Source organism: Acinetobacter sp. 789_lipA, assembly GCF_058242845.1.
This window is the reverse complement of record NZ_JBZAYS010000001.1, coordinates 1,639,112-1,654,506: the sequence shown is the minus strand read 5'-3', so window position 1 is coordinate 1,654,506 and position 15,395 is coordinate 1,639,112. Positions and strand designations below refer to the sequence as shown.

10 protein-coding genes and 1 pseudogene are annotated in these 15,395 nt (G+C 41.0%); 8 read left to right on the top strand and 3 right to left on the bottom strand.

From position 1 onward, the window contains the following. Window positions 1–8: 8 nt before the first annotated feature. The 5 genes and pseudogenes from adeJ to AC4CUZ_RS07900 all read left to right on the top strand — a co-directional run bounded on the left by adeJ (window position 9) and on the right by AC4CUZ_RS07900 (window position 6,856). Entirely contained in the window at window positions 9–3,188 is a 3,180-nt protein-coding gene (gene adeJ / locus AC4CUZ_RS07920; RefSeq protein WP_419381200.1) for a multidrug efflux RND transporter permease subunit AdeJ, read from the top strand. Beyond that, on the top strand, window positions 3,188–4,645 hold the full coding sequence (gene adeK, locus AC4CUZ_RS07915; RefSeq protein WP_178928237.1) for a multidrug efflux RND transporter AdeIJK outer membrane channel subunit AdeK: 1,458 nt from the start codon (window positions 3,188–3,190) through the stop codon (window positions 4,643–4,645). The genes adeJ and adeK overlap by 1 nt, the downstream gene beginning before the upstream one ends. A gap of 103 nt (window positions 4,646–4,748) precedes the next feature. After that, window positions 4,749–5,105, top strand: a complete 357-nt coding sequence (locus tag AC4CUZ_RS07910) for a YbjQ family protein (protein ID WP_094148967.1) — start codon at window positions 4,749–4,751, stop codon at window positions 5,103–5,105. Window positions 5,106–5,108: 3 nt separating this feature from the next. Further along, the gene (locus AC4CUZ_RS07905; RefSeq protein WP_005400359.1) at window positions 5,109–5,546 is read left to right on the top strand and encodes a YbjQ family protein; all 438 of its coding nucleotides are present in this window, start codon (window positions 5,109–5,111) and stop codon (window positions 5,544–5,546) included. 180 nt (window positions 5,547–5,726) lie between these two features. Next, window positions 5,727–6,856 (top strand): annotated as a pseudogene (locus AC4CUZ_RS07900) (agmatine deiminase family protein). 94 nt (window positions 6,857–6,950) lie between these two features. Here the strand turns inward: AC4CUZ_RS07900 and AC4CUZ_RS07895 are convergent. Then, complete coding sequence (locus AC4CUZ_RS07895) at window positions 6,951–7,757, bottom strand: SDR family NAD(P)-dependent oxidoreductase (protein WP_419381201.1); 807 nt, start codon at window positions 7,755–7,757, stop codon at window positions 6,951–6,953. Window positions 7,758–7,769: 12 nt separating this feature from the next. Continuing rightward, window positions 7,770–8,444, bottom strand: coding sequence for a hypothetical protein (locus tag AC4CUZ_RS07890; protein WP_004982886.1), 675 nt, complete (start codon window positions 8,442–8,444; stop codon window positions 7,770–7,772). Between the two features lie 182 nt (window positions 8,445–8,626). Here AC4CUZ_RS07890 and AC4CUZ_RS07885 point away from each other — a divergent pair, with 182 nt between their 5' ends. The 3 genes from AC4CUZ_RS07885 (at window position 8,627) to AC4CUZ_RS07875 (ending at window position 13,677) form a co-directional block, all read left to right on the top strand. Next, window positions 8,627–11,521: a valine--tRNA ligase gene (locus AC4CUZ_RS07885; protein ID WP_419381202.1), complete on the top strand. Its 2,895-nt coding sequence runs from the start codon at window positions 8,627–8,629 to the stop codon at window positions 11,519–11,521. A gap of 71 nt (window positions 11,522–11,592) precedes the next feature. Then, window positions 11,593–13,002: an AAA family ATPase gene (locus tag AC4CUZ_RS07880; protein WP_419381203.1), complete on the top strand. Its 1,410-nt coding sequence runs from the start codon at window positions 11,593–11,595 to the stop codon at window positions 13,000–13,002. A 3-nt stretch (window positions 13,003–13,005) separates the two neighbouring features. Further along, complete coding sequence (locus AC4CUZ_RS07875; RefSeq protein WP_419381204.1) at window positions 13,006–13,677, top strand: hypothetical protein; 672 nt, start codon at window positions 13,006–13,008, stop codon at window positions 13,675–13,677. 510 nt (window positions 13,678–14,187) lie between these two features. On the opposite strand, the gene AC4CUZ_RS07870 is transcribed toward AC4CUZ_RS07875, so the two are convergent. Then, entirely contained in the window at window positions 14,188–15,378 is a 1,191-nt protein-coding gene (locus AC4CUZ_RS07870) for a molecular chaperone DnaJ (RefSeq protein WP_419381205.1), read from the bottom strand. Window positions 15,379–15,395 lie beyond the last annotated feature (17 nt).

Sequence of the window (15,395 nt, the reverse complement as noted above, 5' to 3'; positions counted from 1 at the left end):
AGACGAATATGGCTCAATTTTTCATTCATCGCCCTATTTTTGCTTGGGTGATTGCACTGGTGGTTATGTTGGCGGGGGTTCTTTCGCTAACTACAATGCCTGTTGCTCAATATCCAACAATTGCACCACCAGTGGTGACAATTGCTGCAACTTATCCAGGTGCTTCTGCACAAACTGTTGAAAATACTGTAACGCAAATCATTGAACAACAAATGAATGGTTTAGATGGTTTACGTTACATTTCATCTAACAGTGCGGGTAATGGTCAAGCGTCAATCAACTTGAACTTTGAACAAGGCATCGATCCTGATATTGCACAGGTTCAAGTTCAGAACAAATTACAATCTGCAACAGCGCTTTTACCTGAAGATGTACAACGTCAAGGTGTGAAAGTGACTAAGTCTGGCGCAAGTTTTATGCAAGTACTTGCATTTTACTCTCCAGATGGAAGTCTTTCTGGGGCGGACATTAATGACTATGTAAACTCAAACATCTCTGAACCACTTAGCCGTGTTGCAGGTGTTGGTGAACTTCAAGTCTTTGGTGGTCAATATGCGATGCGTATTTGGCTAGATCCAGCGAAAATGAACAGTTTGCAAGTGACACCAAGTGACATTGCTGCTGCAATTCGTGCTCAAAACGCTCAAGTGGCTGTAGGTCAGTTAGGCGGTGCACCTTCTGTACAAGGTCAAGTGCTGAATGCGACTGTCAATGCGCAAAGTATGTTGCAAACACCTGAACAATTTAAGAATATATTTCTAAAAAATACATCTTCTGGTGCTCAAGTCCGTTTGAGTGATGTTGCGCGTGTTGAACTCGGGTCAGATAACTATCAGTTCGACTCTAAATTTAATGGTAAGGCTGCTGGCGGTGTTGCGATTAAACTGGCAACTGGTGCAAATGCACTAGATACAGCAGCGGCTGTAGAAAAGCGCCTCAGTGAACTTCGTAAAAACTACCCAAATGGTTTAAAAGATCAACTGGCTTATGACACCACACCGTTTATTAAGCTGTCGATTGAAAGTGTTGTACACACGTTGATTGAAGCTGTCGTGTTGGTGTTCATTGTCATGTTCTTATTCTTACAGAACTGGCGTGCCACGATTATCCCAACATTGGCTGTTCCAGTGGTTGTATTGGGCACATTTGCTGTCATTAACATCTTCGGTTTCTCAATCAACACGCTCACTATGTTTGCGATGGTCTTAGCGATTGGTCTTCTGGTCGATGATGCGATTGTTGTGGTGGAAAACGTCGAACGGGTAATGCAAGAAGAACACCTAGACCCTGTAGCTGCGACCGAAAAATCAATGCAACAGATTTCTGGTGCCTTGGTCGGTATTACCAGTGTATTAACTGCGGTATTCGTACCGATGGCATTCTTTGCAGGTACAACCGGTGTTATTTACCGTCAGTTCTCGATTACGCTAGTTACCGCAATGATTTTGTCACTGATCGTGGCATTAACATTCACCCCTGCCCTGTGTGCAACCTTGTTAAAACAACACGATCCGAATAAAGCAGAAAGTAATAATATTTTTGCGCGTTTCTTCCGTTGGTTTAACAGCAGCTTTGAAAAGCTATCCGTAAAATACCAAGGTGGTGTCAACCGTATGACCCATCATAAAGTATTTTCTGGTGTGGTTTATTTACTGGTGATTGCAGGCTTAGTTGGCCTATATAAAGCTTTACCATCCTCATTCTTGCCTGACGAAGACCAAGGCGTCGTCATGACTTTAGTTCAGCTTCCACCAAGTGCAAGCCTTGAACGTACCGATAAAGTCATCACCACAATGACAGACTATTTCATGAATAAAGAAAAAGAACATGTAGAGTCCATCTTTACTGTTTCTGGTTTCTCATTCACAGGTGTTGGTCAAAACGCAGGTCTTGCCTTTATCAAGCTGAAGGACTGGAGTGAGCGTACGACACCTGAGTCGCAAATTGGTGCCATCATCCAACGTGGTATGGCATTGAATATGATTGTGAAAGACGCCTCTTACATCATGCCATTACAGTTACCTGCAATGCCTGAATTAGGTGTATCTGCTGGTTTTAACATCCAGTTGAAAGATGCAAGTGGTCAAGGTCATGAGAAATTGATTGCTGCACGTAATGCTATTTTAGGTATGGCTGCACAAGACAAACGTCTTGCAGGCGTCCGTCCTAATGGTCAAGAAGATACGCCTCAGTACCAAATCAATATTGATCAAGCGCAAGCGGGTGCAATGGGTGTCAGCATTGCGGATATCAATACAACCATGAGCATGGCTTGGGGTGGTACCTATATCAATGACTTCGTTGACCGTGGCCGTGTGAAAAAGGTATATGTCCAAGGTGAAGCGAATACACGTATGATGCCTGAAGACTTGAACAAGTGGTATGTGCGTAATAGTAGTGGCACGATGGTTCCATTCTCAGCATTTGCAACAGGCGAATGGACTTATGGTTCACCACGTCTAGAGCGTTATAACGGTGTATCTTCTGTAAACATTCAAGGTACTCCAGCACCGGGCGTAAGTTCAGGTGATGCAATGCTCGCGATGGAAGAAATTATTGGTAAGTTACCATCTATGGGCTTACAAGGTTTCGACTATGAATGGACAGGCTTATCTTTAGAAGAACGTGATTCGGGCAATCAAACAGCTCCGCTGCTTGTTCTTTCGATGCTTATCGTCTTCTTATGTCTTGCCGCATTGTATGAAAGTTGGTCTATCCCTGTTTCAGTATTGCTAGTTGTACCACTCGGTATTCTTGGTGCATTTGCATTGACATGGTTAGGTATGATCATTAAGGGCGATCCAAACTTATCGTTTAACATCTACTTCCAAGTTGCAATTGTTGCCGTGATTGGTCTTTCTGCGAAAAATGCGATCTTGATCGTAGAGTTTGCAAAAGAGTTGCAAGAACAAGGTGAAGACTTGTTTGATGCAACCCTTCATGCTGCAAAAATGCGTTTACGCCCAATTATCATGACCACCCTTGCATTCGGTTTTGGTGTACTTCCGCTTGCCCTTTCAACAGGTGCTGGTGCAGGTAGCCAACACTCGGTAGGCTTTGGTGTCCTTGGTGGTGTAATTAGTTCTACACTGTTGGGTATTTTCTTCATTCCAGTATTCTTTGTTTGGATTCGTAGTATTTTCAAATACAAACCTAAGAAACAAAATAATCAGGAGCAAACATCGTGATGCAAAAAGTATGGTCTATTTCAGGTCGTAGCATTGCGGTATCTGCACTTGCGCTTGCTTTGACTGCATGTCAAAGCATGCGTGGTCCAGAACCCGTCGCTCAAGCGGATATCCCAACAGGATATATTGGTTCAACGACAGGTCCATCTGTTGCAGAACAAGGCTATAAAGACTTTTTTGCTGATCAGCGTTTAGTCCAAGTCATCGAGTTAGCACTAGCCAATAACCGTGACCTCCGTACGGCGACTTTAAATATTCAACGTGCTCAGCAAGCGTATCAAATTAGCGAAAACAACCAACTGCCAACCATTGGTGCAAGTGGTAGTGTGCTTCGCCAAGATACACTCAGCAGCAACAAACCCATGACAACCTATAATGTTGGCCTTGGCGTAACTGCGTATGAGTTAGACTTTTGGGGTCGTGTTCGTAGCTTAAAAGACAATGCTTTAGACAGCTATTTGGCAACTCAAAGTGCACGTGATGCAACACAAATTTCGTTGATTGGTCAGGTTGCGCAAGCATGGCTGAGCTATTCGTTTGCTAATGCCAATTTAAAACTGGCAGACCAAACCTTAAAAGCGCAGCTTGAGTCTTACAATCTAAACAAAAAACGTTTTGATGTCGGTATCGACAGCGAAGTCCCTGTACGTCAATCGCAAATTTCGGTTGAAACTGCTCGTAATGACGTTGCGAACTACAAGACTCAACTTGCACAAGCACAGAACTTACTCAACCTGTTGGTGGGTCAGCCTGTTCCTGCAAACTTATTGTCTCCTCAACCTGTGAAACGCATTACCCAAAGTACAGCGTTGACAGCGGGCTTGCCAAGCGACTTGTTAAATAACCGTCCTGATGTCCGCGCTGCGGAATACCAATTGTCTGCTGCGGGTGCCAACATTGGTGCGGCAAAAGCACAGTTGTACCCAACCATCAGCTTAACGGGTACAGCCGGTTATGCATCGACAGATTTAAGCGATTTGTTTAAATCAGGTGCCTTTGTATGGTCACTTGGCCCAAGCTTAGATATTCCAATCTTTGACTGGGGCACACGTCGTGCCAATGTGAAGATTTCAGAAACTGACCAAAAAATTGCGTTGTCAGATTATGAAAAAACCATTCAAACCGCTTTCCGCGAAGTGAATGATGCATTGGCAGTACGTGAAAATATTGGTGACCGTTTGGCGGCACAACGTCGTCTGGTAGATGCAACCAACACCACCTATAAGCTTTCAACGGCCCGCTTCCGTGCAGGTATCGATAACTACCTGACTGTACTTGATGCACAGCGTACATCGTACTCGGCGGAACAAGGGTTGTTATTGCTTGAACAAGCAAACTTAAACAACCAAGTTGAAGTGTATAAAACCCTCGGTGGCGGAGTAAAAGCCAATACGTCTGATCAAGTGGTGAAACAACCTTCATCTTCAGATGTGAAATACAACAAAACAGCAAACTAAGGTTTGCAACATCAAAAGCTCACTTAGGTGGGCTTTTTTATTGCTTTTTGCTGGGCTTTTTCCTATCTTCAAAGATAATCAAATCATTTGAATATTGAACATTATGCTTTTAAGTAACCTTGAGTCTGTTCCTGGACATCGCATTTCTCAACAACTGGATGTGGTCTACGGCAGTACGGTTCGGAGTAAACATGTCGGGCGCGACTTTTTGGCAGGGTTAAAAAATATTGTCGGTGGTGAACTCACTGCCTATACCGAGCTTTTAGAAGAATCACGCCAAGAAGCCATGAATCGTATGATTGCAAAAGCACAAGGCTTAGGGGCCAATGCCATTGTAGGTATTCGTTTTTCAACCTCAAATATTGCCCAAGGTGCATCTGAGTTATTTGTTTATGGCACTGCAGTCCGTGTCACACCGTTAGACAACCATCTCCCCGATCCATTTCCAACACAGGCCTAAGCAATGGAAAGTTTAGTTTTCCAACTGCTGATCTTTGCGGTGCTCTTTAGCGTCGGTTTTGGCTTTGGTCGCTACAATGAACGTAAACATTTGGCGGAGCTTGAACAGAATGAGAAGCGTCTTGCCTACATTACCGTGGGTAATTTACGCAAAGTAAGCTTCGAACAGTCTGGGCACATGATCAGTAGCAATGTTGTGATTTCTCATGATTATTTCAAATATGTATTGGCGACCGTGCAAAACTTTTTTGGGGGTAGACTCACCAGCTATGAAAGTGTCGTCGATCGTGCCCGTCGTGAAGCCATCGTCCGACTCAAACTTGAAGCGGAAAAACACGGCGCAACGCATATTGCTTGTATGCGACTGGCGACCACAGAAATGGGCATGCAAGGCGGTATGGTCGAAGTCTTTGCTTATGGGACTGCCATTCAAAATCCTTAAACAGCGACTATTGACCAATTATCCATTCACTAAACTCAAACAGCATGAGCGTTCAAAATAGCTCATGCTCGCTCACCTTCTATCGTACATTCGGATGGTAGATTGCTCACTAGAGCATAACTCTCTACACTGAACACAATAAAAATGGACATTACCTACACTGTAAATAGGTCACAGATAATGAAATCTTTAGCACTGAAAATAAGTATGGCTGTACTCAGCATGATTCCACTTGTAGCCAAAGCTGAATTAATTGTACTGGCATCGCCTCAAAGTAATGATGCGTACTATAGCTGAATACTTAATTTATTATCACACCTAAAACCATAGGATATGAGGTTTTACAGATGTTTCCATGTGCTAGTGTTTTTAGAATTTAGCTATATGTAAAAATGATTGATGATATTTTTGATTTTCACGTCGATTATGCAAAAAAAATTATTAAAAATGGAGACAATGTCGTTGTTCTGACGGACAAAGGCCTCTACCCCGACTATGTCAAAGCCTTGGGCAAAAAGCATGTGGCCATCGCACCGATGCATGACATTTGGATGCGCGACTTCACCAGCGCTAATCCAGCTCAACCCGTCATGTTCCGCTACACGGCCGCAGGACAAGGTGGCGCTAAAAAAGGTCAGGCCATTTCAGATGAAGTACAAGACGAATTTAAATACTACAGCCAAAAGGCTGGCTTACAGTTTACGCAAAGCAAACTATTGAATGATGGCGGAAACTGGGTGGAAGATGGTTATGGCAATGTCGTCCTTAGCACCAAATTTCTAGCGGATAACAAGCTCACCGAAAGCGAAGCGCGTAAAAAACTCATGGCTCTAACAGGTGCAAAGCAGATTGCGTTTATTGAAGCCGATGAACAAGGGGGCTTGGAACATGCCGATGGCGTAGTAAGCTTTGTCGACCAAAATACCTTGGTGATTAACTCCTACCCTGAAGATCCCGACTATGCCAAGCAACTCAAAGCAGATTTAAAGCGCGGCATTCCCAATGTTAAAATTCGTGAAATCATCACCCCTTATGATGGTAGCGAAATCTACGATGAAAAATTTGGTTCTGCATGTGGCCTATACACCAATATGTTGGTGACGCCTGAACGGATTTACTTCCCGCAATTTGGGATTAAAGAAGATGCTGTCGCGTTACAGCAAATTCGTAGCGTAACGAAGCGTACTGTTGTTCCAGTACAGTCTTCAAATGTCTGTCATATGGGCGGCGGTGTACGTTGTATGTCTTGGCAAGTGCGTGGGAAAAATGCGGAATTGTTCTTAAACTATTTAAATAAAATCAGTAAGTAGTACAACTCTATCCCCTCTATCAAAGTATAGGGAATATGGGAACAACATCCCCAAAAAAGCAGGTGGAAGTGACTTTCCTCCTGCCTTTTTCAATTTACTTCACTTTCATCTTACGAATCATTTTATACAACGATGTAGGCGATAAACGAGACACCAGAACCCCCATTTTCTCCTTACGTCCACCGACTACGATGTATTCTTCACCTTTGAGCAAAGCACTCACCACCGTTTGCGCAAAAATATCGGGTTCTAAACCATTTTCAATCGCTTCGTCTTGATGACCCTGTGGTTTACCCTCGCCATTTAAAGCATTAAACGAGACATTGGTTTTAACAAAGCCCGGGAAAATTACCGATACATCCACACCCTCATTGGCCACTTCGGCACGCAGGCTATTTGCCCACATATGAATGGCAGCCTTGGCTGCTGAATAGCTGGCACGGTACTGCGTCCCCAACAACCCCGCAACACTCGAAACAAAAGCAATACGGCCAGATTTTTGCGCTAAAAATGTCGGCAGAACGGTTTTGGTTAAAAACACTTGTGAGAAATAATCCACTTCCATAATCGCACGTTCAGTCTGCATGCTGGTATCAGCAATCAAGGCACGTTGGCTTAAACCCGCATTATTAATCAGCCAATCAATTCGACCTTTTTTCTGTAGCACTTGCTCATAGGCATGACGAACTTGAGCTTCATCGGTAATGTCGGCACAAATGGAAATGTGTTGATCCGGATTCAGCAGCCCGACACGGACTTTTTCGAGTTCATCAAACCGTCTTGCCGTGAGTATCACCTCTGCCCCTTGTAAAGCACACTCTTTGGCTAGTGCTTCACCTAACCCAGAAGATGCCCCCGTAATCCACACCACCTTAGCGTCTAAACTGTTTAACTGTGCCATGTCCTTATTGCCTCATACCGAAGTTTTATTTGCAGATTGATCATTTAAAAAAGTCAGGAAATGATCGAAATATTGACTCATCATCTGCGCATCATAGATACGCCCTAACTTATCAAAACGTTTATAGCCCAACTGGGTCGTCAAGTTAATCACCCCATTTAGTGTTTTATCGACCACCAGATTAAATTTAAGCATTTTTTTGGGTTCACGGACCAGACTGGTCACCCCTTGATCGACAATTTGTGTAAATACCTTCAAAGCTGGAGCAACATAACTGTTATTGCCCTTTTCCATCTGTTCCGCACAACCCAAAAGTTCGGTAACTAAGGTTTTTTCGACTGGGTAGCTTAAAAAATGCATGCTCTCGGTGTCATACATCATTTGCTCTAGATAATTCACCATTGGAATTAGACGGTCATTTGAAAAAAACGACACGGACCACGGCATGTACTTACGCATAGTGTCCACAATATGCTGAATAATTTTCTCAGACTCCCCATCGCCTGAGGTAGACAAGCGTGCAAGATCACCAAAGACTTGATCAATCACTTCACATGAAATATCCGCTAAAACCTCACCCAAAGGTTTGGCAAGGCTTTGGCTTTCGCCTGCATTAAGCTGTTGATGAATGTGGGCAAAGCGTTGGTGAGTTTCAGGTTTTAATTTTAATGATATTTGATAAGTCATAGTGATCCCCCCTTTTTTGATTTTTACTGCGAACAAAGCGCACTCTAGGTTTAGACACATCATAAAGCGCTCTGCATCATGCCGCAATTGCTAGATCAACGCATTTGCTTTACATGCCCCCATTTGCGATTTCTTTGCTACAATAGATGCAATTTTTTATCTACTTTTGAACTGTTTGAACTATGACTGATTCAGCGCAAAATATCGCTACAACTTACGATCCGACCGAGATCGAGAAAAAATGGTACCAAACTTGGGAAGAGCGTGGCTATTTCAAGCCCTCTGAAAAAGGTGAGTCATTTTGTATCATGATTCCGCCACCAAACGTCACCGGTAGCTTGCACATGGGTCATGGTTTTAACAATGCCATTATGGATGCCTTAACCCGCTACAACCGTATGTCAGGTAAAAATACCTTATGGCAACCGGGTACAGACCATGCGGGTATTGCCACGCAAATGGTGGTTGAGCGTCAGTTGGGTGCTCAAGGTGTCAGTCGTCATGACCTTGGTCGTGAAAAATTCATCGAAAAAATCTGGGAATGGAAAGAGCAATCAGGCGACACCATTACCCGTCAAATCCGTCGTTTAGGTTCATCAGTCGATTGGTCGCGTGAACGCTTTACGATGGATGAAGGTCTATCCAATGCCGTAAAAGAAGTGTTCGTTAAACTGCACGAAGATGGCTTGATTTACCGTGGCAAACGTTTGGTGAACTGGGATCCAAAACTACAAACTGCGCTTTCTGACCTCGAAGTTGAGTCGGATAAAGAAGAAGCAGGTTCACTGTGGCACTTCAAATATTTCTTTGAAGATAAAAATCTACGTACCCATGATGGTAAAGACCACATTGTTGTCGCAACCACACGCCCTGAAACATTGTTAGGTGATACCGCGGTTGCTGTGGCACTGGATGATGAACGCTATACGCACCTTGTGGGTCAGAACATTATCCTGCCAATTACAGGTCGTGCTGTTCCAATCGTTAAAGATGAATATGTAGATAAAGAATTCGGTACAGGCTGTGTGAAAATCACCCCTGCACATGACTTTAACGACTATGAAGTCGGTAAGCGTTGTGAATTGCCAATCATCAACATCTTCAATAAAAATGCAGAAGTATTGGCAGAGTTTGAATATATCGCGAAAGCGGGTGAACAAATCTCGAAAACCATTGCTGCCCCTGAAGACTATATTGGTTTAGAGCGTTTTGAAGCACGTAAAAAACTGGTTGAACAAGCAGAAAGTGAAGGCTGGTTAGATCAAATTCAACCGTACACCTTGAAACCACCTCGCGGTGACCGTTCAGGCGTAATCGTTGAGCCATTATTGACAGACCAATGGTATGTAAAAATTGCACCACTGGCGCAACCTGCCATTGAAGCGGTTCAAGATGGTCGTATTAAGTTTGTTCCTGAACAGTACAGCAACATGTACATGGCGTGGATGAACAACATTCAAGACTGGTGTATCTCTCGTCAACTTTGGTGGGGTCACCGTATCCCAGCTTGGTACGATGCTGAAGGCAACATCTATGTCGGTCGTGACGAAGCTGAAGTCCGTGCAAAAAACAACATCCCTGCTGATGTTGCGCTTAGCCAAGACGAAGACGTACTGGACACATGGTTCTCTTCTGCGCTGTGGACCTTCTCAACTTTAGGTTGGACGGGCGATGCCAAAAAAGATGCGGAAAACTATTTCCTCAATACTTTCCACCCAACTGATGTGTTAGTCACTGGTTTTGACATCATCTTCTTCTGGGTTGCTCGTATGATCATGTTTACGATGCACTTCATGAAGAATGAAGATGGTACGCCACAAGTACCGTTTAAAACGGTCTATGTTCACGGTCTAGTTCGTGATGGTGAAGGTCAAAAAATGTCGAAGTCTAAGGGCAACGTGCTTGACCCTCTTGACTTGATTGACGGTGTAGACCTTGAGACGTTGGTACAAAAACGTACTACAGGTCTGATGAACCCGAAACAAGCGGCGAAGATTGAAAAATCGACCCGTAAAGAATTCCCAGAAGGCATTCAAGCCTATGGTACAGATGCAGTGCGTTTCACCTTCTGTGCGCTTGCCAACACAGGCCGTGACATTAAGTTCGATATGAAGCGTGTTGAAGGCTACCGTAACTTTGCCAACAAGATCTGGAACGCAACCCGTTTCGTGATGATGAACTGTGAAGAGCAAGTGATTGGTACTGAAGTTCGTCAAGACCTTTGGGAATTGCCTGAACAGTGGATCGTAAGCCGTTTGCAAAAAGCTGAAGCTGCGGTGCAACAAGCTTTCGCAACTTATCGTTTAGACTTGGCTGCACAAGCAATTTACGAGTTCATTTGGAATGAATACTGTGACTGGTATGTCGAACTGACCAAACCTGTTCTGAATGATGAAAACGTATCTGTTGAGCGTAAAGCTGAAGTTCGTCGTATACTTCTTGCAGTAATGGAAGCGTCTTTACGTCTTGCACACCCAATCATGCCGTATTTGACTGAAGAAATTTGGCAAACACTTGCACCGAAACTTGGTATTTCTGGCGAAACTATTATGCTGGCGCAGTACCCTGTTGCTAACCCTGAGCGTGTAAACGAACAGGCTGAAGCAGATATGCAATGGCTTCAAGGTTTGATTGGTGCAGTACGTAACATTCGTGGTGAAATGGGCTTAGGTAATGCACGTTTATTACCAGTGCTTCTACAAAACACAACGGAAGCTGAGAAAGCACAGATCACACGTATTGAAGCGTTGTTTAAAGCTTTAGCAAAAGTAGAAAGCATTACGTTCTTGGCTGATGGCGAGCAACCGCCATTGTCTTCATCAAGCGTTGTTGGTCACGTGTCTGTATTCGTCCCAATGAAAGGTTTAATTGACCCGAAAGCGGAATTGGGTCGCCTTCAGAAAGACTTAGACAAAGTGCAAAAGCAGCATGACGTCATTGCAGGCAAACTTTCGAATGAAGGTTTTGTAGCGAAAGCACCTGCGGCTGTGGTTGAAGGTGAAAAAGCGAAATTGGCTGAGTTTGCTGACCAGTTAGTGAAGATTAAGGCGAATATGGAACAGATTGCTGCGCTTTGATGTGTTGTTAGTTTGATCTAATTTGTAGTATAAAGGGCTGATTATTCAGTCCTTTATTGATTTTAACAACTATGAAATATATTCAAAAAATCAGTGCAAAATTAGACTTCCTTAATCATGATTTAAATATTGATCTAAAAGGACGTAACTTAATTCTCACTGGTAAAAATGGAGTAGGTAAAACTAGATTTTTGAATCAATTAAATAGTGTAGCTCTAAATAAGTTAATTCATGAAATTCCACATTTGTCTCAACAGCATTATTCATGTAAGGAACGAATTATTAATATAATAAGTTCAGAGATTCAAAACATATCACCTAACTTAATATTCCAACAGCATTTAGAAGAATTAACTAAATTACTTATTAAAACAGACTCTTATAACATTATTGAAAATAAAAAATTTGTAGAAATTGCAAAAAAATTAAAAGCTATAATCATCCAAAATCAAGGTTTATCAAATGATGAGAACTACAGATACAGACATTCACAAATTCATGAGATTGAACATTACTTTAATGAATTAGGCTATATGAATTCTCATGAAAATATTGATTTAGTCGTAACTGGCATTGGGAACCTGAGCGAAAATATTCAAGCTTCTAAAGTAACGTTTAATTTCTTCCCCGCACATAGACAATCACAAATTACCGCATCTACTAATACAACAGACTTAAATCAATATATTAATACAGCAAAACATGAGTATTCTTCGAAGTTAGGACAGTTTCTTGAACAATATTTATTGAATATCAAAATTGAAAAATCACTCGCTTTATCTGAAGAACAAGATACGGATCATGCTGACCAAATAGATGAGTGGTTTACAAAATTTGATGAAGATTTAAAGTTCTTATTTGAGGATTCAACAACTCAATTAAAATTCAATTATAAATTAAGAAAGTTTAGTTTGTTGCAATCCTATCGAGAGTTTACTTTCCAGTCACTCTCATCAGGATTTACTGCAATATTTGATATTTATAGTGATCTGTTAATGAGATCAAGATTATTAAATATTTTACCAAATGAATTAAATGGGGTCGTGCTCATCGACGAAATAGATGCTCACTTACATATTTCGCTTCAGAAAAAGATTCTCCCATTTTTAAGCCAATCTTTTCCTGAAATCCAGTTCATTGTAAGTACACACTCTCCATTTGTTATTGCATCAACGAATAATGATACTGTCGTCTATGACCTCTCAACTGGTGAGTTTTTTGAAGAAGATTTAAGTCTTTATTCACATGAATCAATTATTAAAGAACTTTTCCATGTTAAAGATGATAATGAAAATCTAAAACGGCTATCTAATCAACTTTTACAGTTCATAAACTCAGAAAACTCAATTCAAGACCTGAATCTAATTCAAGGGTTATTAGATGATATTAAGAAGGACTTCGAAAAACTATCAGTTGAATTACAACTTCAGTACATGGTCGCAAAGAATAAGCTTCACAAATTAAAACATGAGGGTAAATAATTCATGTTTTCAGTTGTAAGAGCACCTACTTTCCCTAAAAGTTTAACTACCTCTACAAAGGATTATCGTGCGTCTGATGTAGTTGAGGTACTACAAGATATATTCTTTTCTAAATGTTATTTATGTGAAAGAAAAGGCTTTCCAGACGTAAATATTGAACATCGTGATCCACATGAAGGTGACCTTTCAAAAAAATTTGATTGGGCTAATCTTTTCTATGCTTGCGTTCGATGTAATAGCATTAAAGCTAATATACACAAGAATATTTTAGATTGCTGTCAAAGTTTAGATGTAGCTCAAGCTATCGAGTTACACTGCCCAATTGTCAATAACGATGACCACAAAGTAGTTGTAAAGGTTGGAAATTTAGGAAGTAACCATGAAATTGAGTCAACAATTCGCCTTCTAGACCAATGTTTTAATGATACGAATACAGCTCTAAAAGGTATAAGTAGACATACATTGATAAAGCAAATTCAGAGATATCAAACTAAGCTTTTGATGATTAAAGATGAGCTTCTAGATGATAGTTTAATATTAACAACATCTGAAAAAAATCTGAGAATAGAAAAGTTAAAGGCTATGTGTGACCCTGAATTTCCTTTCTCTGCATTTTGGAAATGGTATATCACTCGTGATGTAGATTTATCAAAAATTGTAGGCAATGTCTTTTAAAGCCCTCACCCCAGCCCTCTCCCATAGGGAGAGGGAGCATTCTTTATTAATTTAATAGTTATTCGATACGCAATGAAGTTCCCTCTCCTCTTAGGATGAGCAGCGCTGCTGCGCGAGGGGAGAGGTCACAAAACCCCATGCCCCAACAACATCTCCACCCCACTCAGCTTTTTCATATACACATGCTCAGCTTTTACTTTTTTTGCTTATTTATCAGAGATATGCAAAGCCATCTACGCCACCAAAGCAATCAAGTCATTAAAGATGGAAAATACGCTAATCGATCAAAAGCGTAAAGTCTTTCCAACGGAGATGCTGTGCGTAACGTGATTTATCTAGCAATTGTGATGCAGCGTCTAAAAAGTGAAATACGCTTATCTTGCGCTGCTGTGCAGCTCATGGCGTTTAGCCATGAGCCGCGTTATTATTGAATTTGTTGACCGCCCCTAAGCAATCACCTTTAATTGATGAAAATCAATTACACAAAATTATTTACAGGCTCAACCCACTTTAAAAATTAAATGACCAGCCGAATGCTCTATTTTTAAGTAAGTTTTTTAAACAATCAAAATCCTTATAACTATTTAAACACTGTTCATCTTGCAATAGCTTTCTTCGAATTTCTGTCAAATCATATTGGTACTTCTTAGCCAAATCAGCAGGTTTAAAAGTCTGTTTATAAAAACCAGAGCTTTCCCAATCAAATGAGTAAATAATGTGATCTAACTCAATTTGCAATTGTTCAATTTGATCTTCTAGCAATAGATTATAAGATTTCAAATGTTCATTTGCGATTTTAACTGCTTGTTTTTGATCACCTTGTTCTGTATAAGCACGTAACTTTAACAGCGTAAGTAAATCTTTTTCTTCAAGTGCAGTATTTGCTTGCTGCAAAAGCTCAGTTTTCTCTATACGTTTTTGCTCATCTCTTTCGCGGTCAGGATGGATCACAGAGGCAATTTTTAAATAAATGCTTTTTAATGACTGCCCTGCCATTTTTTTTGCATCTTCAAGTTGCATTTGCTTCTTTAAAATTTTCTTTTTTTCTTTTTCTGCAAACTTTTGATATGCCTCACGTTCATGATCATTAAGTTGATTTTGAATGAAATCAGCTTCCTCTCGATCAAATTTTTCTTTTACTTTTTGCATAAACTCTTCAAGATTTTCGAGATCAAAATCAAAGTCAATCCAGTCCTCAGACACACCCAATTGATCTGCAAGAATTTCTTTCATCACTTGTTTTTGCATCATTTCATCAACATCATGCTCTGAATGAAAATCATCCTCTGTATCCTCTACTTGTGATGTAAGCAAATGATCACGGTCTTCTAAGATTTTATAAAATTGAGCAATGACGATGGTCAATGCATGTTGCTCTTCAGACAGATTGGGATTATCTAACAGTTGACTCACTAAAATTGAGATTTTTTCATCTAAACGCTCTAAATGGGTTTTAGCAAATTTATGCGATTGTTTATATTTCCAAAGTACCTCCAGTTGACTAAATAAAACTTGGTGCCATTGGGCATATACTGGCAAGAGTTCAACACTTGCATCCTCCTGTACTTTTTGTTGTGCTTGTTGCCACTCAACCAAAGAGAGTTGTAATTTCTCAATTTTTTGAATCTGACGATTAAACTTTTTTTGTTGTGGAGATAAATTTTCAGTTTCGTGATACAAACTTAAATCTAAAATGCTCATGACTTTATTTCAATACA

Coding starts and splice junctions, on each gene's coding strand:
- adeK (WP_178928237.1), top strand. CDS start 3,188: ATGCAAAAAGTATGGTCTATTTCAGGTCGTAGCATTGCGGTATCTGCA.
- AC4CUZ_RS07885 (WP_419381202.1), top strand. CDS start 8,627: ATGACTGATTCAGCGCAAAATATCGCTACAACTTACGATCCGACCGAG.
- adeJ (WP_419381200.1), top strand. CDS start 9: ATGGCTCAATTTTTCATTCATCGCCCTATTTTTGCTTGGGTGATTGCA.
- AC4CUZ_RS07890 (WP_004982886.1), bottom strand. CDS start 8,444: ATGACTTATCAAATATCATTAAAATTAAAACCTGAAACTCACCAACGC.
- AC4CUZ_RS07910 (WP_094148967.1), top strand. CDS start 4,749: ATGCTTTTAAGTAACCTTGAGTCTGTTCCTGGACATCGCATTTCTCAA.
- AC4CUZ_RS07870 (WP_419381205.1), bottom strand. CDS start 15,378: ATGAGCATTTTAGATTTAAGTTTGTATCACGAAACTGAAAATTTATCT.
- AC4CUZ_RS07875 (WP_419381204.1), top strand. CDS start 13,006: ATGTTTTCAGTTGTAAGAGCACCTACTTTCCCTAAAAGTTTAACTACC.
- AC4CUZ_RS07905 (WP_005400359.1), top strand. CDS start 5,109: ATGGAAAGTTTAGTTTTCCAACTGCTGATCTTTGCGGTGCTCTTTAGC.
- AC4CUZ_RS07895 (WP_419381201.1), bottom strand. CDS start 7,757: ATGGCACAGTTAAACAGTTTAGACGCTAAGGTGGTGTGGATTACGGGG.
- AC4CUZ_RS07880 (WP_419381203.1), top strand. CDS start 11,593: ATGAAATATATTCAAAAAATCAGTGCAAAATTAGACTTCCTTAATCAT.